Consider the following 24,437-nt stretch of genomic DNA (forward strand, 5'->3'; position numbering starts at 1 on the left):
ACTTAAAAGGTCTCAACCATGATCAAACCTCAACCTATTGCCATTAATCAAGAAGCTGGATTTTCTCTATTGGAGACCATTATTGCAATTATAGTTGCAACAACATTTACGCTGATTACCCTGCAAACCATTGTTATTGGCGCACTCTTCAAATCAAAAGCCTTGAAACGCAGCGAAGCCATTAACGTGGTGCAACAAGATTTAGAAGTCATTAGAAGTCAAACCGCTCGGTATAAGCGGAGTTCACTTGCTAGTGCTGCGGTGAGTGGTGCAACTTCTGTTACTGTAGCATCATCGAGTAGTAATTTTGAAGCAAATGATGAAATTCGGATCGGGAGTGCAGGCACTTATACAATTAGTAGTGTCTCGGGAACTACCTTAAATCTTGGATCAGGCTTATCTCAAAATGTCAATGCAGACGATACGGTTGCAGCGATCGGGTCTTGTGATGCTGCTGATGTCAACTCAGGATTTGCCGATCAGTTTCGTGATTTTCGTCATGGTAGTAACGAGTCTAATGACAGTACTTTAACCTACCAAGAAACAGGGACTAAATCAGACCGCACCTATACAATAGAAGTTACGTTCACCCCTAAAAATCAAGAACCGTTTGATGTCCTGATCGTAGAACATCGTGTCTATGACTTATCAGCAAGCGAGTTTAGTTCAGCCTCTGACGATACCAAAGAAGAAGCCCTTTTAACTGAAAACTATTCTGAGGTGATTCCTTATGCAGCATTTGAATGCTAAAACCCAAAAAAATTATTTTGACCCAACAGCAGGTTTTACAGTCCTTGAAATGATCATTGTTTCAGTTATTGTAGGCATTATGGCTGCTGTATCTACACCCAGTTTACTGAGTTGGTATAACAATGTTCAAGTTAAAAATGCTCTTGCCGAATCAAAAGGAGCACTGCAACAAGCCCGTGAAGAAGCAGTGAGACGCAGCGACACTTGCAATACCCAAATTGATGATAGTAATAATAAAATTACAGGAAACTGCATTTTTCAACCTGATATTTCTTCACGAGTTGGTTTGAATACGACGAATGGCAACATATCTTTTTCATTCCGAGGAACTAATACTCTTGGTGGAGCAGGAACAATTGTTTTTTTTGTTGAAGATGCTCCCGATAATTACGATAAGAAATGTTTAGTTGTTTCCACTCCGTTAGGCATTATTAGAACAGGAGATTATACTGGCGATGTTGCTAGCCCTACATCCGAAAATTGTACGACAAACTAAATCTAAAAATAGGGGATTTACTATGGTTGAACTATTAGCAGCCCTAGTAATTACAGGGATTGTTACTGCTAGTTTAGGTGTTGGTTTGACCTATCTTTTACAGGAAAGCCAAGAAACTGAAGAAGAAACCCAACAACGGGCGGAGTTGAATCGGGCTTTAGATTTCATCACTGAAGAAATCAGAATGGCTGAAAGTATTGAACCTAATAGTGGTGCAATTGATATCTCGACTGATGCTTCTGATTTTGGTAAAGATTGCAATGATAATAGTGATAATTTAACCTGTGTTCTGATTTTGGATGTTCCAGATGTTGACCAGAGAATTATTTACTATACTGAGCCTACATCTGGTAATTGGAAAGGCCCCCGTGTTTTAAGACGTTGGGGTCCTGATTTTAATGCCGATGGCACTTACAGTAATCCTACAACGCCTAGTAACTGGTCAGGAGATTTGCTCGTTGATCGCATTGTGGATAATACAAGCAATACCTCAGTACCAACTTGCAATGCTGATGAAACCTTAAATGGGGATGAAGGTGTAGCAGGAGGGGTTTATACTTGTATCCAAAATGATGCGACACAAGCAGAAATTACTTTAGTTGGAAATTTAGAAGGGGATTCCAGTGAGGACTATACGATTAGAGGAAGAGCCTTTGCTCGTAGCAATTAATTTCAACTGCTAGAGAAATGGATCGAATTCTCAAAAAAGGACAAGGCTGGCGTTTTGGCTGGAATCCCTATGCCAAAATCTATAAAGGCTTAGTGGGGAGTGATGAATGGGCGCTGGAACTCACTGCTACTGAATTTCAAGAGTTTTGTCGCTTACTGCTACAACTGGCGACAACCATGGAAGAGATGGCGCAAGAATTAGTGGATGAAGAGAGAATTGCTTGTGAGGCTGAATCAGACGAACTCTGGCTAGAAGTTGAAGGATACCCTCATGCTTTTTCCCTGCGCTTAATTGTTCAAACGGGGCGTTGTGGAGAAGGAAATTGGTCAGCGAGTGCGGTCTCAGAACTAATCACCGCAGTACAACACTTTTCCCAAAATTCCCTCTAGAGAAAGAGAGTTTTCATTTTTTGTCTTCCCTTGCCATTTCTAAAAAAGTGAGTTATTATTAAAGACCGTGAGCTTCGGGGCGTAGCGCAGCTTGGTAGCGCACCACTTTGGGGTAGTGGGGGTCGTGGGTTCAAATCCCGCCGCTCCGATGTTTAGAACAAAAAGGCTTTAAGCATCAACCCCACTTAAAAGCTAAATTGAGACTGTTTTTGCCCTTCCCATAAGCGGGAAGGGTTGTTTTTTGGTTGCTGTTGCTATAGCACTACTCATTCGGGTTAGGATATTAGAACCGCTATAGTGCTGACCACTCTTTCATTCTTCTTCTGGACTGGGGAGGATGTCAAAAAATCAACCTGATAATTATGGTTAGTAAAAGCCGTATTGGTCAAAAAAATCCTGTTTCGTTTCGTCTGAGCGTTTCCCGTGTTCTCTTAGCCCTAGGCTTCCTCCTGACCCTATTTTTTGTGACTGTTGCTATTTTCGCGCCGATTTGGACAAGTTGGGGGTGGTTAGCCAGTCCAACAGAATCCTTGAGTAACCCGATTCATCAACCGCCCAATGCGGAATACTGGTTTGGAACAACCCGCCAAGGCTATGATGTGTTATCACGGACCTTGTTTGGAACTCGCGCTGCATTACAGGTGGTCGTGGTTGCAACAGCGATTAGCTTGGTTGTTGGTGTCCCGTTAGGAATGATTAGCGGTTATTTAGGGGGACGCTTGGATCGCGCTTTGCTCTTTTTGATGGATACGATTTATACGCTGCCAGGGTTATTATTATCGGTAACTCTCGCTTTTGTTGTGGGGAGAGGCGTTTTTAATGCGGCGATCGCGGTGAGTATTTCTTATATTCCCCAATACTATCGAGTGGTTCGCAATCATACCACTAGCGTGAAAACAGAACTCTTTATTGAAGCAGCAAGAGCCATGGGAGCGACTCCAACTCGGGTTTTATCTCGCTATCTCTTTTTTAATGTCATTCAAAGTGTCCCTGTTTTATTCACTCTCAATGCTGCAGATGCTATCCTCATTTTAGGGGGTTTAGGCTTTCTGGGCTTAGGGTTACCCGAAAACGTACCAGAATGGGGGTATGCCCTTCGTCAAGCCCTTGACGCACTTCCCACAGGAATCTGGTGGACTGCTTTCTTTCCAGGGTTAGCGATGACCTTAATGGTGTCGGGATTTTCATTACTGGGAGAAGGACTCAGTGAAATTTTTGATCCGCGTGAAGAAATTTAATTAATAAGAAAACGTCTATGTCTTGGTTAGTTTTAAGTTTAATTTGTTTGTGTTTGTATGGGGTTTGGGGGTTTTTATCTAAATTTGTGAGTGCTGAGTTAAGTGCGCCGAGTTTACTGATTTATTCCCTGATGGGATCGGCTTTGGGGATTCCTCTCTATGTGCTAACTTACCGCAATTCTTTTTCTTTTGAATGGGAAAATGGTTGGACTTATTTGGGGATTTTGGTGGGAATGTTTGCTAGCTTTGGGGCTTTTTTCTTTTTTAACGCGATCGGTGAAGGAGAAGCCTCAAAAGTGGTTGTGATTACCAGTTTATATCCGATTGTTACCACAATTCTTGCTTTTTTATTTCTCAATGAAAGTATTAGTTTTGGTAAAATTTTCGGGATTTTATTATGCTTAGCTGGGATTACAATTCTTTCTTCTGTTAAGTAGTCATTAGTCATTAGTCATTAGTCATTAGTCATTAGTCATTAGTCATTAGTCATTAGTCATTAGTCATTTGTTATTGGGTAGCGGGTCGTTTTTGTTCTTCTTTACTGGTCACTGATTACTGATTACTGGTCACTGGTAACTGATCACTGGTCACTGGTCACTGATTACTGATTACTGGTCACTGGTCACTGATTACTGATTACTGGTCACTGGTCACTGATTACTGGTCACTGGTCACTGGTCACTGATCACTGGTCACTGGTCACTGGTCACTGATTACTGGTCACTGATCACTGGTCACTGGTCACTGGTCACTGATTACTGATTACTGGTCACTGGTCACTGATCACTGGTCACTGGTCACTGGTCACTGGTCACTGGTCACTGATTACTGATTACTGGTCACTGGTCACTGATCACTGATCACTGGTCACTGGTCACTGGTCACTGGTCACTGGTCGTCGCCTCCTCTTGGTCTGTGGATTCTTGCTCTGAAGAAGATTCTGTTTTTTGGAGTTGTTCTTGGAGGCGTTCGATTTCTTGTTGATTGGAATCAACTGCGTTATTAATTGTTTCTAGGTTTTCAGGAATTTGTTCTTGGAGGCGTTCAATCTTTTCCTGTTGGCTTAATAACCGTTGTTCTAAGGTATCTAATCGGTCTTGAAATTCAATTTCTGTTTGTTCAAATTCTTGCGCTTTGCGTCGGGCGGTTTGTTCTTGTAAAATTAAGCGATAAGCAAACCATCCTGAAACACCAATGGTGATAAGAATTGCCACAATTAATCCACCAATGAGGGTTTGTGCTAAGGCTTGTAACCGTTCTAATTTTACTTCCAATTCTTCGACCGTTTGCGGTAAACTTTGGGAAGGAGAAGCATCTGGGTTGTTGTAGTCAGGAAAAGATTGCGGATTCATGGCAATGCACCTAAAGTGACATGGGCGAGTCGATATAGACCACAGGTTCAGGAGTTGTGAATTTGAGATTGTAAGCAGCCAATTTGTGCGCGATCGCGCTGTTAGCTAGTTCTAAAAGTCGTTTCCGTAAGCCGAGAGAACTTTCATCCACACTAGAGATAAAAAAGATAATCCGCGCCCGCGTTCCTGCTTGGTGTTCTGCTGTGGCAAACTGAACATGAATGCTGGCGGTTGTGAAGCCCCAAAAGACATCACTTGCTTCTTGTACCACTTGTTTAACTAAAGCGCGTTCTCCATTGTCTAAAACCCTCAAGAAGTCCAAGCATAACATGGCAACGATTTTTTTTCCGCGACTGACATTTTCAATATTTTTTTCAGCCATTAAGGAATTGGGAACAATGGTAATGGTATTGGTTGCGACCATCCGAATTTTGGTAGAACGTAAACCGATTGATTCAATGCGACCATAAGCATCTTCACCGTAGGGATTAAACGTAATCCGAATATATTCACCAGGGCGGTAGGGACGATCTAAATAGATTTCTAAAGTGCCAAATAAGCGACTGAGGGTTTGTTGGGCCCCAAACGCGATCGCGACCCCACTAATCCCTAAACTGGCGATGAGAGCGGTAATATTGAGCTTTAAACCAATCGCAAAAATAATCCCCGCTAAAATTACGATAACAACATAAATCAGGGTTTCAAAAATTAAAACGACCTCATTGACTTCTCCAAACCACCGTTGTACTAAACCAATTACAGTCCGTCGGATCAGTTGGCGACTGATTTTCAGGGCGATCCAGGCGAGGGTGACCGAAAGGGCAAAATAAATAAAGAAACCCAGAAATTTATACAGTTCTTCATACTCAGCAAGTAAATTTAAGGCTAAAGCTAGAAAAGACAGCGTCCCCGCGATCGCGATTAAATTTTGAAATGACTTGACAAACTGGTCATAAGTGTGCTTAGCATCAATCGCAATATAGCGTTGGGTGAGTTGCAGACATCGCCAGATTAAGCGCGGTAAAAATCGACCCACAAATGGGGACACAATTGCACCGAGAGAAAATAATCCCAAGCGCAACATGAGCACTAAAACATCTTTTAAGATATCCCATTCAATCTGCACAATTTGCCATCACTTTCAAGATCATTAAATGGTCATTTGTTGGGGGACATCAACTGTGGTTTGTTCACAATTAAAAGCAATACCATAAATTTGCAAACGTTGCACAATATTATCACGAGCAATTTCCAGTAAGCCACGGCGTAATTCCATTGAGGTATCCGTTGCCCCAAGAATAAAGAAAATAATATCAGCACGGACACAGTGTTCCCCACCACGATCAATAATATCCTTAAAATTGACTTGAGTTAGCTCATTGTCAATGCCTAAAATATCATGAGTGCTGTCTAAAATAAACTGTTGAATCAGAGCTTTCTCATTTTCAGATAACTGGCTAAAAAAGGTCAAGGTAATCATAGAAATCACCCGTTTTGCCCGAGTTAAGTTTTCAATATTTTCTTTGACAAGGTTACTATTTGGGATCACGGCTAAGGTATTTCTTCCTGAGAGACGAATTTTAGTGGAACGCCAGCCGATCGATTCTACTCTCCCAAGAGTGCGATCCTGAAGATGAATGTAATCATCAACACTGAAAGGGCGATCAATTAACAGCACAATACTCCAAAGAATTTCTTCAATCACTCTTTGGGATGCAAAAGCAATGGTTGCCCCTGCCACTCCTAAACTTGCAATTAAGCCAATGAGATTAATTTGATGGGTTTGGGCAAAACAAAAGATAATAATTAGAACCGTGGTTGCTTTGCTTAAATATTGCCCTAATGCAAACAGTTCACTATTAATTTTAGTATCATCTTCAAGGGCTACCCCTAAAATATAATTCTCAAATAATTTATCAATGACCTTAAAACTAAAAAAACAAACATCGATCGCGACAAATAAGCCCAAGGGAAATTCGAGCCAGTCTAACCATGTCGGACTGGGAAGTCGCAAAAAAGCAGCATCAAAGCTAATAATAACAATAGTTAACACCAGCCAAATCTTAAAAGAAGGAGTAGTGTTCCGATAAATTTCTCCAGGGGCAAATCGCTTGATTAACGCCTGAGAAATTTGGGAGAAGGGTAAATAGGATAACCCCGCAATCAAAAGACAACTAAGAAAGAGAACAACTGCTAAAAAAAAGACGACACTGAGTTGTAAAGGATTAATCGAATTCACCGAACCAAATGCTTGAAAGTGCTATTTTAATCTTACTATTGGGATTCCTAGGGGGAGAACTGTTTCGCCGACTGGGAACACCGCCCTTGCTGGGAATGATCGCAGTCGGAATCCTCCTCGGTCAAGAACTCACCAATCTACTTGACCCAATTGTAATCACTCTCGCTGATCAGTTACGAACTGCTGCAGTCATGGTGATTTTAATGCGGGCGGGGTTAGGGTTAGATCGGGAAAAACTGATTGAACAGGGAAATGTTGCGATCAGGCTTGGATTTTTACCTGCTTTAGCCGAAATGTGCGCGATCGCGCTGTTTTCCATGCTTCTGTTTGATTTTAATCTCTGGATCGGTCTTCTCCTCGGCTGTGTCATCAGTGCGGAGTCACCCGCAGTCATTGTTCCAGGAATGTTACGGCTGAAAAGTTTAGGTTGGGGGGTTAAAAAAGGGATTCCCGATGTGATTTTAACTGGAAGTGCTTTGTCCGATGTTCTCGTTCTGCTTGTTTTCAGCCTTTTACTGAACTTTCTCGGATCAGGAACTGAAACCCGTTCCCTCACCTTACTCCCCTTTCAGGTTCTCTTACAAATTGTAGGTGGGGTGATTATTGGCTATGTTGTAGCGCGTTTAATTACCCTGATTCTAGCTAAATTTAAGTTTGCCCAAAACCCCGTCCATGAAATTATTATTGTGGGAAGCCTTGCCTTAAGTTTAATTGTTGTTGCGGAAACGTTTCCCTACTTTTCTGGCTATCTCGCAACCATGGCGCTAGGCTTTTTCCTCATTGAATTTGATGCCCCTTTAGCGCGACGGTTGCGGGTAGAATTTAATCAACTTTGGATTGTTGCTGAAATTGTCTTATTTGTCTTACTTGGCGTTAGTTTGAAACTTAGTGTTTTAGCCAGTGTCTTCTTACCGGGTTTAGCCATTTTAGCCGTCGGCTTACTTTTCGGACGCAGTATCGGTTGGTATCTTTCTACAGTGGGGAGTAATTGGACTTGGCGAGAAAAACTCTTTTTATTGCCTGGAAATTCTGCAAAAGCCACCGTACAAGCTGCCATTGGTGCAATTCCCCTCTCACAAGGCATTGCAGGGGGAGAAATTATTCTCGCTTTGGCGGTATTATCCATTTTAGTCACTGCACCGGTGGGCGCGTGGGCAATTCCCTATTTTGCCCCAAAATTATTAGAAAAAGGAGAAGTTGACCCCACCAAAGTCACGACCACCGGCAAAACTCGTCTTCTTGCTGCCATTGATACCTCTCCCCTCGCCAGAGAAGTGTTGAAAAAAACAGGAGATTTAGCCAGACGAACCAATGCCGAAGTAACCGTTCTCCATGTGATTAGTCATCAGGAGGAAGCAAAAACCGATCAACTCAAACAACTCAGTCAAAAACTACTGGCGGATATCCCTTATCGGTTTACCACCAGTAATGGGGTTGTAGGAACAGAAATTGTTGAAACCGCTCAATTTTTAAATGTTAGTGACATTATTATTGGCAAACGGGGACATCAAGTCTTAAGTGATGTTTTAATTGGTTCAGTTTCCCAAACCGTCTTAGAAAGTAGTCCGATTCCAGTCATCTTGGTTGAAGAAAATAGCAGCTAGACAAAAACTAAAGGAATTAAGAGTAACCCAACAAAACCTTTGCTACTGTTGGGTTTCGTTATCTCAACCCAACCTACGTTTGAGATCTTTTTGAAGATTTGATGTTTGCTACACGAACTGGCGAAGCCATGGCGTTTTATCGAAACATACCCGCCTCAACCCGCTCAACTGTTGGTTCTGGCTCTGATGGTTCATGGGGCCACGCCTTAGCATCAATTTCAAATTCAGGTAAGCTCGCTGCTGTAAATAAGGGTTGTTGCTTGCCACTGCGAAGCTGTTTCTCGAAATCGTGCAATACCTTTAATCCAACCCCAAATAACATCACCAGCGCTGCCAAGTTCACTAAGGCTAATAACCCCATAGTAAGATCAGCAAAACCAAACACTGTTGTCAGATCTTGGGTTGCGCCCCAGATAATCAAAGCAAGGGTTAAAACACGAAAGCCATTGAAGAGGGTGTGATTTTCTTCGCTGAAGAAGTTGAGGCTATTTTCACCCAAGTAATAGTTATACAGCATCGAGGTGAAAGCAAACAGAGCTAAACCGAAGGTGACAAAGGCTTGTCCTAAAAAACCAAATTGTTCAGACATGGCATTTTGGGTCAGCGTCACGCCGTTGACCTCTGCACCGGGTTCATAAACACCAGAGAGTAAAATCACGGCTGCGGTACAAGTACACAGAACCATGGTGTCAATAAAGACACTTATAGATTGAAGCATCCCCTGATTAACAGGATGTTTAACATAAGCCACTGCTGCAACGTTAGGCGCACTTCCTAAACCCGCTTCGTTAGAAAATAGCCCCCGCTTAACGCCAAAAATGATCGCAGCCCCAATGCCACCGGTAATCGCTGAATCAAAGCCAAAAGCATTGCGAATAATAGTGGCAAAAACGCTTGGAATACCGTCTAGGTTGGTGATAATTACTGCGAGGGACATCAGGAAATAGCCAATTGCCATGACTGGTACGATATATTCGGCAACGTGAGCGATACGCTTGACTCCGCCAAAAATGATCGCGCCCAACATCCCCATCATGATGAAGGCGGTCATGTCACGAGATAAGCCAAAGGTATCCTCTACCGAGGCAGCCACTGTATAAGATTGGAGTGCATTAAAGCCCAAACCAAAGGTCACCAGCAGTAAAACCGAGAAAACGGCAGCTAACCAGCGCTGATTCAATCCTTGCTCAATGTAGTAAGCGGGACCCCCTCGATAAGTGCCGTCAGGTTCGGCTCTCTTAAAGACTTGGCTGAGAGTACACTCGAAGAAACTGGTCGCCATGCCGATTAAGCCAATTAACCACATCCAAAAGATTGCCCCTGGTCCTCCTAAAGTAATGGCGACAGCGACCCCCGCAATATTTCCCGCTCCCACGCGACCCGCAACGCTTAGGGCAAGTGCCTGAAAGGAACTGAGGTGACCTTCCTCATGGTTGAACCCCTCCTTGAAGTTGGACAACATTAGCCCCAAGTAGCGGAATTGAACAAAACGGGAGCGAATTGTAAAAGTGAGTCCTATACCAATTAAAAGGACAATCAGGAGCTTACTCCAAATGAGGTTGTTGAGAACATCGAACATGGGTGAGCATTCCTCTAAAAATTGCGAATAAATACTCCATCATCTTACATTTCACTTCCTGTGGAACTGTAACTTTAGATACGAAATAATCTTTATCCAAGAGCGCGATCGCGCTGTAGAAATCATCAAACTTCTCACTCACTTCTCTGGAGAAGAGGAGTTATCCAACTTGGTTCTAGATTTGTAATGTCGGCATAAAGAGAAAATTAAATTTTGTAGATCAATTAAATATGAGGATGAGATCGACTGGGGAAAATGGGTAACGATAGCAGCTAAAGTCAGAATTGGCAAAGAACCTGCTAAACTATGAGTCCGAGATCAAAAGAGAGATTGTAGTTTTCAGATGGACACATTTCAACAAAAACGCGCAGTTGCAGTTGATTTATTTGCAGGAGTTGGTGGGATCACTTTAGGTTTTGAACAAGCTGGGTTTGATGTCCTTGCCTCAGTTGAGATTGATCCCATCCACTGTGCTGCTCACGAGTTTAACTTTCCCTTTTGGTCAGTGATTTGTCAAGATGTGAAACACTTGACAGGACAAAAAATTAGACAATCTTCTCTCATTAAAGATCAAGAGATTGATGTAGTTTGCGGAGGGCCTCCCTGTCAAGGATTTTCTTTAATTGGAAAGCGCGTTTTGGAAGATGAAAGAAATGCTTTAGTCTTTCATTTTCTCAGATTGGTGTTAGAACTGAAACCGAAATATTTTGTCATGGAAAATGTTGCGGGAATGGCAATTGGAAAGTCGCAGCAATTATTAAACGAATTAATTGAAAAATTTCAGAAAAATGACTACAAGGTTCAACTACCTTATCAAGTTTTGAACGCTTCTAATTTTGGTGTTCCTCAAAATCGCAACCGTTTATTTTTATTAGGATGTCGTAGCGATCAAACACTTCCTGATTATCCCATTCCTATCACTCAACCTGCGAAAAGTCAAGCCAATTCAATTAATGGTCATCAGCCTGATAGTCCAACTGTAAAAGACGCACTGATTGATTTACCCCTTATCGAAAACTATCCTGAATTGTTAACACAAGATACCGTAAAAGCAGAATTTGGTAAACCCAGCTTTTATAGCAATCAGTTGCGACAAAATGGCAGCGTTCAAGATGATTACAGTTATCCTAGAACTTATAATTCCAGTTTGTTGACCGCAAGTTTAAGAACACAACATACAGAAAAATCAATGGCCAGGTTCGCGGAAACCCTACCTGGAAAAACCGAACCGATTAGTCGTTTTTATAAACTTCATCCTGATGGAATTTGTAACACTTTAAGAGCAGGAACTGCAAGTAATCGCGGGGCTTACACTTCCCCTCGTCCCATTCATCCTCATCTTCCCAGATGTATTACAGTACGAGAAGCAGCACGGTTACATTCTTATCCCGATTGGTTTCGATTTCATGTGACAAAATGGCATGGTTTCCGACAAATTGGTAACTCTGTCCCACCATTACTGGCAAAAGCAGTCGCAACAGAAATTATCAAAGTTTTAGGATTTGAACCTAAGAAAATAGAAAATTACTTTGATTTAGGAGAAGAACAGTTATTAAGATTAGATATGTCAAAAGCTGCTCAACACTATCAAGTTGATCCTCATGTAATTGCACCCAGAACTAGGAAAAATAAGTAACTTTTTTCACAAAACGTAGGTTGGTAGAACCTAGTGAAACCCAAAGACAATCCTTAAAATGTAAAGCAAGATAGGTTCAGTTCAGAAAAGCGAAACCCAACACAATTTTTAATCAGATAGAATTAATGTGAGGTGAAACAGTTTGCACCCGCCCAAATTTCGAGAGATTAAGGGATGTTAGCTTTCACCTTATTTAACTTAACGAAAATGTCTAGTTATGAGATATCGTCGCGCCAAAATTGCAGGTGGAACTTACTTCTTTACCCTCGTTACTTATCAACGACAACCTTTCCTAACCCAATCTGAAAATATTGAACAATTACGAATTGCTTTTCGCACCGTTAAAGCCAAACATCCTTTTGACATTGATGCCATTGTTATTTTACCCGACCATTTACATTGTTTATTAACCTTACCAGCAGAAGATTTTGATTATTCTACACGCTGGCGGTTAATTAAGGGTCATTTTAGTCGTCATTGTCAGATTTCTCCTTCACAATTTGTTTCTCCATCAAGACAAAAAAAGCAAGAAAAAACAATTTGGCAACGACGGTTTTGGGAACACTATATTAGAAACGAGGAAGATTTTAAGCGTCATTTTGATTATATTCATTTTAATCCCGTGAAACATGGTTTAGTTGATACGGTCAAAGATTGGGAGTATTCCAGTTTTCATCGTTGCGTGGCGGAAGGAATTTATTCTGAAGATTGGGGAATTAAGGAAAATATCTCATTTGATGGTTTATCAGTTGGAGAGTAGTACAATAATTAAGTTTTCTGTAGGTTGGTTGAGTAGTTGTCTGTAGGTTGGGTTGAGGTGACGAAACCCAACACAAATCAGGTTTTGTCAGGTTATAGTGTCGCTCTACTTGTAATTAAAATGAAGTTCCTTGTTGGTTAGGTTGAGGTGATAAAACCCAACACAAATCAGGTTTTGTCAGGTTATAGTGTCGCTCTACTTGTAATTAAAATGAAGTTCCTTGTTGGTTAGGTTGAGGTGATAAAACCCAACACAAATCAGGTTTTGTTGGGTTACGCTGTAGCTAACCCAACCTACTTTTGATTAAAATTAAGTGATTTCTTGTATCAGTTTTCAGCAATCTTAATCTGATTAATAAAGCGCGATCGCGCTGTTTATAAAATAAGATTTCAATTCTCGGGTCAACAGAAGTTATTGAGAAGGGTACTTATATAATCACTGTCAAATATGATTAGTCCTTTGTCGGTTGGGTTGAGGTAATAAAACCCAACACAAATCAGTTTTTTCAGGTTATAGTGTCGCTAACCCAACCTACTTTTGATTAAAATTAAGTGATTTCTTGTATCAGTTTTCAGCAATCTTGATCTGATGAATAATGCGCGATCGCGCTGTTTATAAAATCAGATTTCAATTCTCGGGTCAACAGAAGTTATTGAGAAGGGTACTTATATAATCACTGTCAAGTATGATTAGAGCTTGCCATATTTTGATGTTTTTTCTCACTTTTTTTGTGATTCACATTAAGAAACAATAAAAAGTAATGAATTTCTAATTGGTTCATGCCATCCTAAGTAAATCAGGTCTTTGTAATGAGATGTATAGGACTGATGGTGCTTTGAGGATCAGTGCATGAACAGCGATAATGTAACAGAACGTCTGAATGCAGTCCGTGAACTGCTGCATCAGTTAGGAGAAGGAGTTGTCGAGTTAGCCAAGACTCATCCTGATGTGTTTGATGATCCGCAGTTAAAAAAAGAAGTTGAAGATTTTCAGAACGCTTATCAGGAAGCAAAAACACGGTTAGAAACCCCCAAATTATCGATCGCGACATTGGGAACAACCTCTTCTGGGAAATCGACCATTGTCAACGCTTTGATTGGTCGCCGTATCGCACCAATTGAACGTTCCGAAATGAGTGGCGGAGTCTTGAAATTTAAAGATTCGGACAAGGTTCAGTTAGTCATAGAAGACACTCAAAATGCACAGTGGGAAACAGGGAAATGGACTGATTTAACGGATGAGGAACTTTACAATCGCATCCAACAGGTGATGTGGTCTTATCACGAGACTCGCAAACAACGAACGGATTGTCTTGCGCCTCAGATTACGGTTCAAAGTCAACTTTTACCCGTGCGCGATCGCGCTGTACTCAATCTTCCAGAAGGAATTGACCTCGAAATCATTGATTTACCTGGCTTAAAGTCGGTTCAAGACCGCGCCAATTTAAAAGTCATTCAACCACAAGTCAGGAAATCTTGCAGTTTAGTCGCTTTAGACTATGGACAAGTCGATGAGGAACACCGACAACGCCTCTTACAGGAATTAAAAGAGGTTGTGGAATACCTTAATGGTCGCACTGACTCCATGATTTTTGTCTTAAATCGGGTCGATATGCGAGGGGCTGATGATTTTCCGCTTGATCAGCAAATTGAACGCTTAAAAGCAGAAATTCAATCCGTTTTATCCTTAGACACTCCTCCAGATGTCATTCCTTTTAATGCGCGATTACTTTATTACGCCCAATGTGCTTGGGGAATGGAAGGAGGTCATCTAGATTCCAAAATTGATCCAGAAACACGCTTAAAGTTATTAAAAGCGATGTTTAAGGATTGTGCAAACATAATTGAAGAAAAAACAGAAAATGATGATGATCTAGATGAGTGGTTTTATAAACTTCGTAAACAAGTCAAAAAAGGTCAACAAATTGAAGATGAGACGATGCGTAAAATTCTCCGCTACGCGCAAGAGTGGAGTGGCGGACAACAACTTTGGAATACTCTACGGTATCGCATCCAAGAATCATTTCCAGAGTTAGTAATTGCGCCTGCATTGAATCGTTTGTTTAAATGTTTTGACTCCCTAAGTACCAAGATTGATTCTTTGACAAACATTCGTCAGATTGAAGACTTACAAGAAATTGAAAAATTACGCAAGCAATTAGAAAATACTCGTAAGAATTTTATCCAAACGATAGAAAATTTAAATGATGGAAAGAAACTAATATCAAAAGGAATAAACGATTTAAAAAATAGCTTAAATAATCAACAAGATGATTCAATTAAGAATTCTTTACAGGTACAAAGTACACTTGTTACAGAAAATATTGAAAAATTTCGAGTACTGGATGATGCGATTCTAGAAATTAGACAAGATATTACACTTACATTAATTCGTCCTGTACGTAAAGCATTACAAGAAAAAGAGAGTGCTTATGAGTTAGAAGATCAACTTCAAGAGGTTATTTCCCCGATTATTGCTAATCAAATTGCTAGAGCCTATGAATCAATGAAAACAAAACTAAATAATTTTGCGGAAGCTGATGGCTATCTCATCAAATCTGCACGTAAAGATGACAAAAAAGCTCAACAGGAACTAGACCATGCTGAAAAATCAGTTCGGATGTTATTTAGTGCTATGCGAGAAGCAATCTTAACAAGAGCGGAGTTTACTTTACAAGCACAAGTACAAAAGTTTGAGCAGGGATTAGAAGCACTGACTAAACATTTTATTGATAATGACTTTGATTTAATCCGTAATCAATTAGATTCATCTCAAGTAACTTATATTAATGAATCTATTTTTGCTGAATTTTGGAAAAGAATATCATCAAAGCCTCCAGAAATGCCTGAATATATTTTGAATTTATCAGACTTGATTGAAGCAAATGAGGAAGAGCGACGAGTCAAAGTAGGTCAACAAAAGAAACAAGAAACTTATGAGGAAGGCAGTTGTTTCTTTAAAGAACAAAAGACACGGGAAAGAACTGTAGATGTTTATGGAGAAGTTGAATTTAAGGAACTGAAATTACCTAATTTTGAAACAATGGCAGAACAGTGGGCAAAAGGTATTGATAATGCAGGATCAGACTTATGTGATGAACTTGAACGATGGATTTTTGAATATTTAAACTTAGTCGAAAAAGAATATAATTATTCAATTGAGGAGTTTATAAACTTAGTCAATCGCAACTTAGATAAACAACAAAAATTAATTGAGACAAAAAGTAAGCAAATAACTCAAGACTTGGAAGATATTGAAAATGTCAAAGTAACATATAATGCACTAATAGATATTAGTCAACGATTAAATACTTTATCTCAAGGAGACTTGGAAAATCATGCTTGAAAAAGAGATTGCAAAAAAATTAAGGAAGCTGGTGAACTCTTGTATAAATTCGGTGACTCTCTAGAAAATGACAGTCAAGGCTGGACAAAATCAAGAAATAATAAAATTGAAGGAAAAACAAAAACTCATTTTATATCACCCTCTTCTCAAAAAGAACACACATCGATTCTAGTTTTAGTAATTAATGCTGAAAATAATGAAGACATTATAGAAAAGCTAAATAATCAAAAGAAAGTAAAAACGGAGATGTGGGAAAAGGTTTATCGCTCAACAGAAGCTTTATGGATTGGAACAGAAGAACATTTTAAGCATACAGGCTTAAAGAATCGTTTTTCAAATACTGACCAAATAAATCAACGTTCTGAATATGATGTGTATTTTATTCAAATCAAACTACAAGAAGTTCATTCTGGTTTTAGAGCAAATGCAAGTTCATTAAAGCGTGCTGATGCTTTTGAAGCACTATCAAACACAGAACATAAAGTAATTGATACTTCTCCCCGTCTATCTGTTCTATCTACTAATAATCTTCCTCTTTACCGATCATAAAAGGAGTCATTCTCATGATCATTCCCACTAACTTAATCGCTGATCCAACCATCATACAAGGACTTATAGATGGTTCACTGGTTCGCTATGGCGGGGTCATTCGCAATGCTGCGGGAACTGAACAAGCAGGACAAATTGTTCGTCATCTCACCGAATCTTCTGGTTTTACCAACCAATTGATGAATTTACCCTTTTCCCCTGTCATGGGTTCTGCTTCCCTCGCCACTAACGCCATTGGTCACGCTACCACATTTAATCAATTAGTGGGACTCCAACAAACCGCTTCCTCTATTCTTGGTTTTAGCCAAATTGCTGCGGGTGCAAGCGTTCTCAACCTTGGTGTCAGTATTGCTGGCTTTGCCTATATGGGCTATAAACTCCATCAAACCCAAAAAGCGATCAACAACTTGCAAAAATCAATGGATGCAGGCTTTAACCGTGTAGAAGAACGTCTGGATCAATTATCAGGTCAACTTGCTTATCTGCATCTCCTTGTGGAAGATAGCCGACAAAAACAGCAAGACCTCCATAATGCAATTACTGACCTACACAAAGCCTTTTTAATCCAAAAAATCGCTGATTTACAAGCAGAACTGGAAACCCTGAAACGTTTTCCCAATGATTCCCCGAAAGCTGCGCTAAAAACTGCCGCCAGCGTTCGTTTATTCCTTGCGAGTCAGGCAATGCAAGCCCCTCTCCAAGATGAGGCAAATACTTTAATGCTAGTTGATGTTTCCACACAAGGCTGGGCAGTAGCAACCGCTACCGAAGCAAACCTCTTGCTGCAACACGGTTATATTGAGGATGCCCAAGCAATGCTCGATCTAGAAGTGCCTCGTTTCCAAGAACACGCGAACCATTGGGCTAAGACGCTTCTCAATACCGAGCGTTCTGAACTTGCCACAGCGCAACGTTTTGCCACCCCTTACTTTCGAGAAGAAATTACTTCTGAACGAGTCCAACGGATCATTACTATTTCCCCCAGCGATAACAATCTCTCTTCGGAAAAAACCTATCAAAAGCGACTGGATGCAGAAGTGGAACTACAAATGACCCGCACTCAACCTTATATTACTGAGCAATGGAAACATCGCCAACTTGCCCTCGCTGAATACCTCGATACTCTCAGCGAACTTTCCTCTCGGTTAGATAGTTTGCGAGAATTTGCCCAACTCTGTGCCGAACAAGACGTTAGCAGCAGCCATGATCTGCTTCCTGATGAAAAGGCAAAACCAGGACTCTATCTCCTCGCCAATAATCATGCTTCTTCTGACTGATTGCTTAAAGAATGACGTTCAACAGCTTGTAATATCAGTTTGAGCAAAATCAACTCCCTTAAACAGAAGCGGTTCTCCTGTTGCTTTCGCAAGAGCGTAATACCATTTTTGAAAAGTCAAGTTACAGTAATAAAATCTGAATTGACGGTAGGGTTTGCCTTGCCCACCCTACTACCATTAGTAAACTATTGAAATCATCTATCTTAAAACAATAATCCGATCGCGCCTAATAAATATTTAAGGTAAAACCAGGCAAAACATCATCACCTGAGAGAGTCGCAGGGAGGTTGATCATCTCCACCTCCTGATTAGGTCGATAGATTTCAACGGTTTGATCTTGGGGATTAATCAACCAACCTAGCCGTAACCCACTTATAAGGTATTCTTGCATTTTTTCTTGAAGCGGTGGTAAACGGTCGCTTTCCGAGCGTAGTTCAATGACAAAATCAGGACACAGGGGCGGAAACTTTTTCTGCTGTTCCTTTGTCAGCTGATCCCAACGTTCAAGTTTGACCCAAGCAGCATCAGGAGAGCGATCGCCGCCATGAGGGAGTTTGAAGACAGTTGAGGAACTGAACACCTTACCCAGTTTTGTCTGACGATTCCATATTCCTAAATCAGTGATGTAGTCTGCTTCTCTTTCCCCACTTTCACCGCCAACAGGTGGCATAATAATCAATTCCCCAGTCGCACTGCGTTCCATTTCAATATCTTTATTCGCCATGCACAATTCATAAAATTGCTCATGGGTCAAATTCTGAACGAGAGGGTCTAAATTTAAGTGAATCGTATTCATTACAATTGACTTCGTTGATTACTTTTTCTTTTATCTTAGACAATGGGAATACACTGAATCGTGAACCTGTCGCCACTAGCTCGATCGCGCAAACCCATTTTATGCACTTGAGGGTTTTTGATATTCATTGACACAGGTAAAGCACGGTAGATTTTTGATCCGATTCTACCGTTTTGGCAGTTTGGCAAGGCTTGTTTTCTAAATAGCAACGACAATGATTAGATTAAGATAGTTCCGTTAGTTGTCGATCAAAACCATAAGAATGACTGAACCCCGTGCTGGTTATACCTTACCTGTTTTTGCTGGTGCCTCTGCGATCGCTGCATTGCAATATTTACAGCAGGAACAACCCTTAGATCAAGTGGAAATTAATCTGGTTACTCCCCCAGAACAAGCAACGATTCCTGTGGAACAAGTGGCGAAGTTGGAAATGGGAAAAGCCCTCGCCATTACCCGCAGTGATCCAGGAGATAATTTAGATTTAACGGCGAATACTCCCATTTGGGCGATTGTGAGTTTAGCCAGTCGCCAACCCGATACAGAACAAGTCACCATTAATGGTGGAGAAGGAGTGGGAAAGCAGCTACAAGCAGACGGAAAAGCTGCCATCTATCGCTATGCAAAACAGATTTTAATGGAGAATTTACAGCCGTTACTCCGAGAGGATCAAAAGGTGACGGTTACGATTATTCTTCCCGAAGGAAAACGTTTAGCGCAACGGACTTCTAATGAAGCGTTTGGAGTGGTGGAAGGGTTATCTTTACTGGGAACAACGGGAATTTCCCAACCCTTAAGCGCACCAGGACAATTAACGGCGTTTCAAGAAGAACTGGCGCAAAAAGCCAAGGAATTTGACACTTTAGTCTTTTGTGTGGGGGAAAATGGCTTAGATTTTGCCCGGAGACAAGGGGTTAACCCGCAGCAACTGGTGAAAACTGCCAATTGGTTGGGACCCCTGTTAGTTGCAGCCGGAGAACAAGGGGTGAAATCGTTGGTTTTATTTGGCTATCATGGCAAGCTGATTAAACTGGCGGGTGGCGTGTTTCATACCCATCATCATCTAGCAGATGCCCGTCTAGAAATTTTAACGGCTTTAGCTGCAAAAGTGGGACTTCCCACAGACATTATCCAACAATTATTAACCAGTGAGACTACAGAAAGCGCACTGCAATATTTAAGAGACCAGGAAAACGGATCGGAATTAGTGGAAAACGTCTATCGCGCGATCGCGCTGACCATCGACCAAAAGGCACAAGAGTACATCCGCAAACACAGCGAAAAAGATGTAACGGTTGGTTCAGTTTTATTTGATCGAGGTAGAAACATAATTACGGTTAGCCCTGTGGTGCGACAAGTTTTGCCTGAATTCAAATAGATCCTAATCATCTAAAAATCAATCTATGGAAGCGCAAGATTGATGAATTAGTCAAAAAGTCAGAAAAAGTGATCGCTTTTCCCTTTCCGCAAGGCTTTCACCGCTTACCCCGCCAAATTCCCCCCCAGAATGAAACAGCCCTGCCTTCAATAAGGGGGGAACGATTCATCAAGTTTTTACATAAGAATTAGAACTGCAATAGTGCGTCGCGCTATAGCATAAAAAACGCTCTAATGTTTGGACTTTCCCTTAAGTGTCAGGGAAAAGAAAGAGTATTAATCATTTCGGATCTCATTGCCTGATTGCTGCCAAAATTACTGATCAGCAAACATTTTTCCTGATTTAAAATTCATGATTTTTACGATTATCTATTTTCTGTGATTTAAATTAAAATTGTTTGTAACAAAAAAATAAGGGAATAAACATTGTTGATGTGCTGTCTCTTGAGATATTAACTTCACACATTGTTTCCCTAGTATAAGCTCTGGAAATCAGTGATATGCTTTACAAAAAGAAAACAAAGTCTTGGAAGAAAATGATTCGAGATTGGAGATCAGAAATCATTTATATTCTACTGTTCATAAGCAGTTTAGCAATTTATTTTAATCTGATCCGTATCCCTCTCTCCCTACAAAATAGTGTCTTTTTGATGCTATCAAAACTCTTCTTGATTATTATCCTTTCTTTAGTGATTTATCTGTTTATAAAACGCCTTCGTTATCATGTAATCCGTTGTGCGACTCGTTCTCCTGATTGTCCCGTTTGTCGTCACCAACTTAGACAATATCATCGCAAAACATATCAGCGTTGGTTGAGTTATTTAATTCCTCTTCGTCGTTATTCCTGTCCTCATTGTTCTTGGACAGGATTAAAAATTTATAAGCCAAAACGTTATGTTTTAAATCGGGGTAGATTAGAAAAGCGGTTCTAAATAAGATTTGCTTTGTTCAAGATAAAAGTTTTCTCGCCCTAAAGCACTACTCATTTGGGCTAGGACAGATTGAAATTAACAAGACAAGTTATGGCTTCCTTTTCCCCTTACCCTTGTCCCTTTCCCCAGGGCATAGCCCACTAACTCATAACCGCAGTCTTTTTCCCATCTCCTTTTCTGACTAGAGAAGCGTTTGTGATATATTGAGGAACGCTATTTAGAGATCAGGGAGGACTCTTGAATGCACCTATTAATCCCTGCTGCGGGACGGGGACAACGGATGGGCAGCGATCGTAATAAGTTATTATTACCGTTACTCGGAAAACCCTTGCTGGCGTGGACGTTATTAGCAGCAGAGTCTTCGACAGAAATTAATTGGATTGGGATTGTCGGTCAACCCTTTGATTTCCCAGACTTTAGAGCCATTTTAGAGGATTTAAACCTAACAACTCCTGTGGTATTCATTGAAGGGGGGAAAACTCGTCAAGAATCCGTTTGTAATGGTTTAGATGCTCTTCCGAAAACAGCCAGTCAAGTGTTAATTCATGATGGGGCGAGATGCTTGGTGACGCGAGAATTATTTGATCGCTGTAGCGAGGCTTTAAACACTTGTCAGGGCTTAATTGCTGCAGTTCCAGTTAAAGATACCATTAAAGTTGTGGATGAACACGGTTTTGTGAAAGATACCCCAGAGCGACGGCAAATGTGGGCAGCGCAAACGCCCCAAGGGTTTCAAGTGGAGTTACTCAAGTCCTGTCATCGTCAGGGAAAAGTTTTGGGGTGGGAAGTCACAGACGATGCAGCGTTGTTTGAACGATGTCAGCTTCCTGTGAAAATTGTAGAAGGAGAAGAGACGAACCTGAAGCTAACGACAAAGTTTGATTTACGGCTTGCTGAATTTATTTTGAGCCAACGTCAGACAGAAGAAGGGTAGGGGAAAATGACCCCCACCTGAAGCCAGATTTAGGCTTTACTCACCGCTTCTTCTTTCGCCAAGAATTTCTCTAACTCAGTCAGCGCATCTGCATCCACTTTGGTCTGCATGGGACAGAATTTCGGTCCACACATGGAACAGAATTCCGCAGTTTTGTAGATATCAGCTGGTAAGGTTTCGTCATGATATTCTTTAGCGCGATCAGGGTCGAGAGAAAGTTCAAATTGACGATTCCAGTCGAAGTTATACCGCGCCTCTGAGAGTTGGTCATCGCGATCGCGCGCTCCTTGACGATGACGTGCCATATCCGCAGCATGAGCAGCAATTTTATAGGCAATCAGCCCTTCACGGACATCCTCAGCATTGGGTAAGCCTAAATGCTCTTTTGGCGTAACATAGCACAGCATAGCAGTTCCATACCAGCCCGCCATCGCGGCCCCAATTGCGGAGGTAATATGGTCGTAACCAGGAGCAATATCAGTAACTAAGGGTCCCAAAACATAGAAGGGCGCTTCACTACACTCTTCCATCTGTTTTTTCACATTGTACTCAATTTGATCCATCGGCACATGACCAGGACCTTCTACCATCACTTGCACATCATGTTCCCATGCGCGACGAGTCAGTTCACCTAAAGTTTTCAACTCCGATAATTGCGCTTCGTCAGTCGCATCATGAGTACAACCTGGACGAAGAGAATCCCCTAAACTGAAAGAGACATCATATTTTTTGAAGATTTCAATGATGTCATCAAAATGAGTATAGAGGGGATTTTGCTTGTGATGATGCAACATCCACTTGGCAATAATTCCGCCACCACGGGAAACAATACCAGTAATCCGATTTTTAACCAGAGGGAGATACTCAATCAGTAATCCCGCGTGAATCGTTTGGTAATCAACCCCTTGCTGGGCGTGTTTTTCAATGACGTGCAGAAAGTCATCAGCAGTCAGGTTTTCAATATTGCCATGAACACTTTCTAAAGTCTGATAAACTGGCACTGTGCCAATGGGAACAGACGAGGCTTGGATAATTGCACTGCGGATTTCATCCAAGTTTCCGCCACCTGTGGATAAATCCATGACAGTATCTGCGCCATACTTGACAGCAAGTCTCAACTTATCCACTTCTTCCTCAATGTTGGAGGAATTGGGAGACGCGCCAAGATTGGCGTTAACTTTACACTTCGATGCAATCCCAATCGCCATCGGTTCGAGGTTGGGATGATTAATATTTGCGGGAATAATCATCCGTCCCCGTGCGACTTCATCTCGAATTAGCTCTGGCGAGAGGTTTTCTCGCTGGGCGACATGGTGCATCTCTTCGGTAATTTTCCCTTGGCGGGCATAGTGCATTTGACTAAGGTTAGTATCCCCTGCACGTTGGGCGATCCATTCACTTCGCATATTGTATTGTTCCTTGAATAACAGCTTCCCTACGTCGGTGCTAGCCGATCTCAGGTTCTCGGGGTGTAATCTCAGCCTGTTTCAGCCCAGGCACCCCCAGCTTATTCGCAAATCCTAGCATATCGAGTCACCGAATCACCGCTACCGTCTCTATCTATTCAATTGCTTTTAAGATCAATCAGAAACAAGCCCCCTTTTGAGAGTTTGAACGGCTAAACCCCTGCTATCCCCTCCCAATGTAACCAGTGATAGATAGAATAGGAAGGAAAAACTGCATATACAAACTGATCCTGAAATGTCTCCAGTTGAAACCTCTACCGAACGCGATCGCGCTCAAGAAGACTATCTCAACGAAATCCCCAACGAAACCGAGATGTCCATCTTTGATCATCTCGAAGAACTGCGCTGGCGTATCTTCTATTCCCTGATTGCAGTGGGTGTGGGAATCATTGGTTGTTTTATCTTTGTGCGTCCGATTGTGGAAGCCTTACAAGTTCCCGCCCAAGGCGTGAAATTTCTGCAACTTGCGCCTGGTGAATACTTCTTCGTTTCCATTAAAGTCGCAGGTTACAGTGGTTTACTGGTCGCAAGCCCCTTTATTGTCTATCAAATTCTATTATTTATTCTTCCTGGCTTAACCCGTGGAGAACGTCGCCTTCTCGTTCCTGTGATGGTTGGCTCAACGGTTCTCTTTGGTGTGGGTTTAGTCTTTGCCTATTATGCCCTAGTTCCGGCAGCGTTGAAGTTCTTTATTAGCTATGGGGAGGATGTCGTTGACCAAATGTGGTCAATTGACAAGTATTTCCGTTTTGTTCTCCTGTTACTGTTTAGTACCGCTTTAGCATTTCAAATTCCCATTATTCAGGTTTTGTTAGGACTTTTACGAATTGTCTCTTCCGAAACCATGATTTCAGGTTGGCGTTATATTGTTCTCGGTTCTGTCGTCTTAGGTGCAGTTTTAACCCCTTCCACTGATCCGATGACCCAATCTCTCCTCGCAGGCGCTGTGCTGGGTTTATACTTCGGTGGGATTGGTGTTGTCAAACTCCTAGGAAGATAATCAGTAGGTTGGGTCGAAGGAAGCGCAACCCAACTCATCAACCGATCTAGA

Annotated in this window: 22 protein-coding genes, 1 tRNA gene and 1 riboswitch; of the genes, 17 read left to right on the plus strand and 6 right to left on the minus strand. The window is 41.4% G+C overall.

The window, feature by feature from the left end; all coding sequences use genetic code 11:
• Positions 1-18 precede the first annotated feature (18 nt).
• The 7 genes from PCC7418_RS10275 to PCC7418_RS10305 all read left to right on the plus strand — a co-directional run bounded on the left by PCC7418_RS10275 (position 19) and on the right by PCC7418_RS10305 (position 3,980).
• Positions 19-750 carry a hypothetical protein gene (locus PCC7418_RS10275; RefSeq protein WP_015226113.1) on the plus strand — a complete coding sequence of 244 codons (732 nt, stop codon included), beginning with the start codon at positions 19-21 and terminating at the stop codon, positions 748-750.
• Entirely contained in the window at positions 731-1,246 is a 516-nt protein-coding gene (locus PCC7418_RS10280) for a Tfp pilus assembly protein FimT/FimU (protein WP_015226114.1), read from the plus strand. The genes PCC7418_RS10275 and PCC7418_RS10280 overlap by 20 nt, the downstream gene beginning before the upstream one ends.
• Positions 1,206-1,916 carry a prepilin-type N-terminal cleavage/methylation domain-containing protein gene (locus PCC7418_RS10285; RefSeq protein ID WP_015226115.1) on the plus strand — a complete coding sequence of 237 codons (711 nt, stop codon included), beginning with the start codon at positions 1,206-1,208 and terminating at the stop codon, positions 1,914-1,916. The genes PCC7418_RS10280 and PCC7418_RS10285 overlap by 41 nt, the downstream gene beginning before the upstream one ends.
• Before the next feature lie 17 nt (positions 1,917-1,933).
• The gene (locus tag PCC7418_RS10290) at positions 1,934-2,305 is read left to right on the plus strand and encodes a DUF1818 family protein (protein WP_015226116.1); all 372 of its coding nucleotides are present in this window, start codon (positions 1,934-1,936) and stop codon (positions 2,303-2,305) included.
• A 75-nt stretch (positions 2,306-2,380) separates the two neighbouring features.
• Positions 2,381-2,454: transfer RNA gene (locus tag PCC7418_RS10295), tRNA-Pro, on the plus strand.
• A gap of 213 nt (positions 2,455-2,667) precedes the next feature.
• Entirely contained in the window at positions 2,668-3,543 is an 876-nt protein-coding gene (locus tag PCC7418_RS10300; protein ID WP_015226117.1) for an ABC transporter permease, read from the plus strand.
• A gap of 17 nt (positions 3,544-3,560) precedes the next feature.
• Positions 3,561-3,980: an EamA family transporter gene (locus PCC7418_RS10305; RefSeq protein ID WP_015226118.1), complete on the plus strand. Its 420-nt coding sequence runs from the start codon at positions 3,561-3,563 to the stop codon at positions 3,978-3,980.
• Between the two features lie 444 nt (positions 3,981-4,424).
• On the opposite strand, the gene PCC7418_RS10310 is transcribed toward PCC7418_RS10305, so the two are convergent.
• The 3 genes from PCC7418_RS10310 to PCC7418_RS10320 are packed head-to-tail and all read right to left on the minus strand — an operon-like array spanning position 4,425 to position 7,134.
• Positions 4,425-4,895 carry a uroporphyrinogen-III C-methyltransferase gene (locus tag PCC7418_RS10310; RefSeq protein WP_015226119.1) on the minus strand — a complete coding sequence of 157 codons (471 nt, stop codon included), beginning with the start codon at positions 4,893-4,895 and terminating at the stop codon, positions 4,425-4,427.
• Between the two features lie 10 nt (positions 4,896-4,905).
• On the minus strand, positions 4,906-6,021 hold the full coding sequence (locus tag PCC7418_RS10315) for a mechanosensitive ion channel family protein (RefSeq protein ID WP_015226120.1): 1,116 nt from the start codon (positions 6,019-6,021) through the stop codon (positions 4,906-4,908).
• Positions 6,022-6,045: 24 nt separating this feature from the next.
• Positions 6,046-7,134, minus strand: coding sequence for a mechanosensitive ion channel family protein (locus tag PCC7418_RS10320; RefSeq protein ID WP_015226121.1), 1,089 nt, complete (start codon positions 7,132-7,134; stop codon positions 6,046-6,048).
• An 8-nt stretch (positions 7,135-7,142) separates the two neighbouring features.
• Here PCC7418_RS10320 and PCC7418_RS10325 point away from each other — a divergent pair, with 8 nt between their 5' ends.
• On the plus strand, positions 7,143-8,738 hold the full coding sequence (locus PCC7418_RS10325) for a sodium:proton antiporter (protein ID WP_015226122.1): 1,596 nt from the start codon (positions 7,143-7,145) through the stop codon (positions 8,736-8,738).
• Between the two features lie 136 nt (positions 8,739-8,874).
• On the opposite strand, the gene PCC7418_RS10330 is transcribed toward PCC7418_RS10325, so the two are convergent.
• Positions 8,875-10,317 (minus strand): sodium:alanine symporter family protein, encoded by a 1,443-nt coding sequence (locus tag PCC7418_RS10330; RefSeq protein WP_015226123.1) that lies wholly within the window; start codon positions 10,315-10,317, stop codon positions 8,875-8,877.
• Between the two features lie 343 nt (positions 10,318-10,660).
• Between PCC7418_RS10330 and PCC7418_RS10335 the strand changes: the two genes are divergently transcribed.
• From PCC7418_RS10335 to PCC7418_RS10355, 5 genes are all read left to right on the plus strand, one after another.
• On the plus strand, positions 10,661-11,953 hold the full coding sequence (locus PCC7418_RS10335; RefSeq protein WP_015226124.1) for a DNA cytosine methyltransferase: 1,293 nt from the start codon (positions 10,661-10,663) through the stop codon (positions 11,951-11,953).
• Positions 11,954-12,170: 217 nt separating this feature from the next.
• Positions 12,171-12,713, plus strand: a complete 543-nt coding sequence (locus PCC7418_RS10340; protein ID WP_015226125.1) for an REP-associated tyrosine transposase — start codon at positions 12,171-12,173, stop codon at positions 12,711-12,713.
• Positions 12,714-13,562: 849 nt separating this feature from the next.
• On the plus strand, positions 13,563-16,058 hold the full coding sequence (locus PCC7418_RS10345; RefSeq protein WP_015226126.1) for a dynamin family protein: 2,496 nt from the start codon (positions 13,563-13,565) through the stop codon (positions 16,056-16,058).
• Between the two features lie 39 nt (positions 16,059-16,097).
• Positions 16,098-16,607, plus strand: coding sequence for a hypothetical protein (locus tag PCC7418_RS10350; protein ID WP_015226127.1), 510 nt, complete (start codon positions 16,098-16,100; stop codon positions 16,605-16,607).
• Between the two features lie 14 nt (positions 16,608-16,621).
• Complete coding sequence (locus PCC7418_RS10355; protein WP_015226128.1) at positions 16,622-17,884, plus strand: hypothetical protein; 1,263 nt, start codon at positions 16,622-16,624, stop codon at positions 17,882-17,884.
• Between the two features lie 226 nt (positions 17,885-18,110).
• On the opposite strand, the gene PCC7418_RS10360 is transcribed toward PCC7418_RS10355, so the two are convergent.
• Positions 18,111-18,680 (minus strand): Uma2 family endonuclease, encoded by a 570-nt coding sequence (locus PCC7418_RS10360; RefSeq protein ID WP_015226129.1) that lies wholly within the window; start codon positions 18,678-18,680, stop codon positions 18,111-18,113.
• 256 nt (positions 18,681-18,936) lie between these two features.
• On the opposite strand from PCC7418_RS10360, the gene cbiD reads away from it, so the two are divergent.
• The 3 genes from cbiD to ispD all read left to right on the plus strand — a co-directional run bounded on the left by cbiD (position 18,937) and on the right by ispD (position 21,920).
• Positions 18,937-20,055, plus strand: coding sequence for a cobalt-precorrin-5B (C(1))-methyltransferase CbiD (gene cbiD / locus PCC7418_RS10365; protein WP_216086735.1), 1,119 nt, complete (start codon positions 18,937-18,939; stop codon positions 20,053-20,055).
• Positions 20,056-20,554: 499 nt separating this feature from the next.
• A complete protein-coding gene (locus PCC7418_RS10370) occupies positions 20,555-20,986 on the plus strand; it encodes a hypothetical protein (RefSeq protein ID WP_150107053.1) in 432 nt (143 codons plus the stop codon).
• A 241-nt stretch (positions 20,987-21,227) separates the two neighbouring features.
• Positions 21,228-21,920 (plus strand): 2-C-methyl-D-erythritol 4-phosphate cytidylyltransferase, encoded by a 693-nt coding sequence (ispD, locus tag PCC7418_RS10375; protein ID WP_015226132.1) that lies wholly within the window; start codon positions 21,228-21,230, stop codon positions 21,918-21,920.
• 29 nt (positions 21,921-21,949) lie between these two features.
• On the opposite strand, the gene thiC is transcribed toward ispD, so the two are convergent.
• Positions 21,950-23,326: a phosphomethylpyrimidine synthase gene (thiC, locus tag PCC7418_RS10380; RefSeq protein WP_015226133.1), complete on the minus strand. Its 1,377-nt coding sequence runs from the start codon at positions 23,324-23,326 to the stop codon at positions 21,950-21,952.
• 9 nt (positions 23,327-23,335) lie between these two features.
• Positions 23,336-23,434: riboswitch (TPP riboswitch) on the minus strand.
• 187 nt (positions 23,435-23,621) lie between these two features.
• Between thiC and tatC the strand changes: the two genes are divergently transcribed.
• Positions 23,622-24,386, plus strand: coding sequence for a twin-arginine translocase subunit TatC (tatC, locus tag PCC7418_RS10385; RefSeq protein ID WP_015226134.1), 765 nt, complete (start codon positions 23,622-23,624; stop codon positions 24,384-24,386).
• The last annotated feature ends 51 nt before the right edge of the window (positions 24,387-24,437 follow it).

It is taken from the genome of Halothece sp. PCC 7418, from assembly GCF_000317635.1.
Classification (GTDB): domain Bacteria; phylum Cyanobacteriota; class Cyanobacteriia; order Cyanobacteriales; family Rubidibacteraceae; genus Halothece.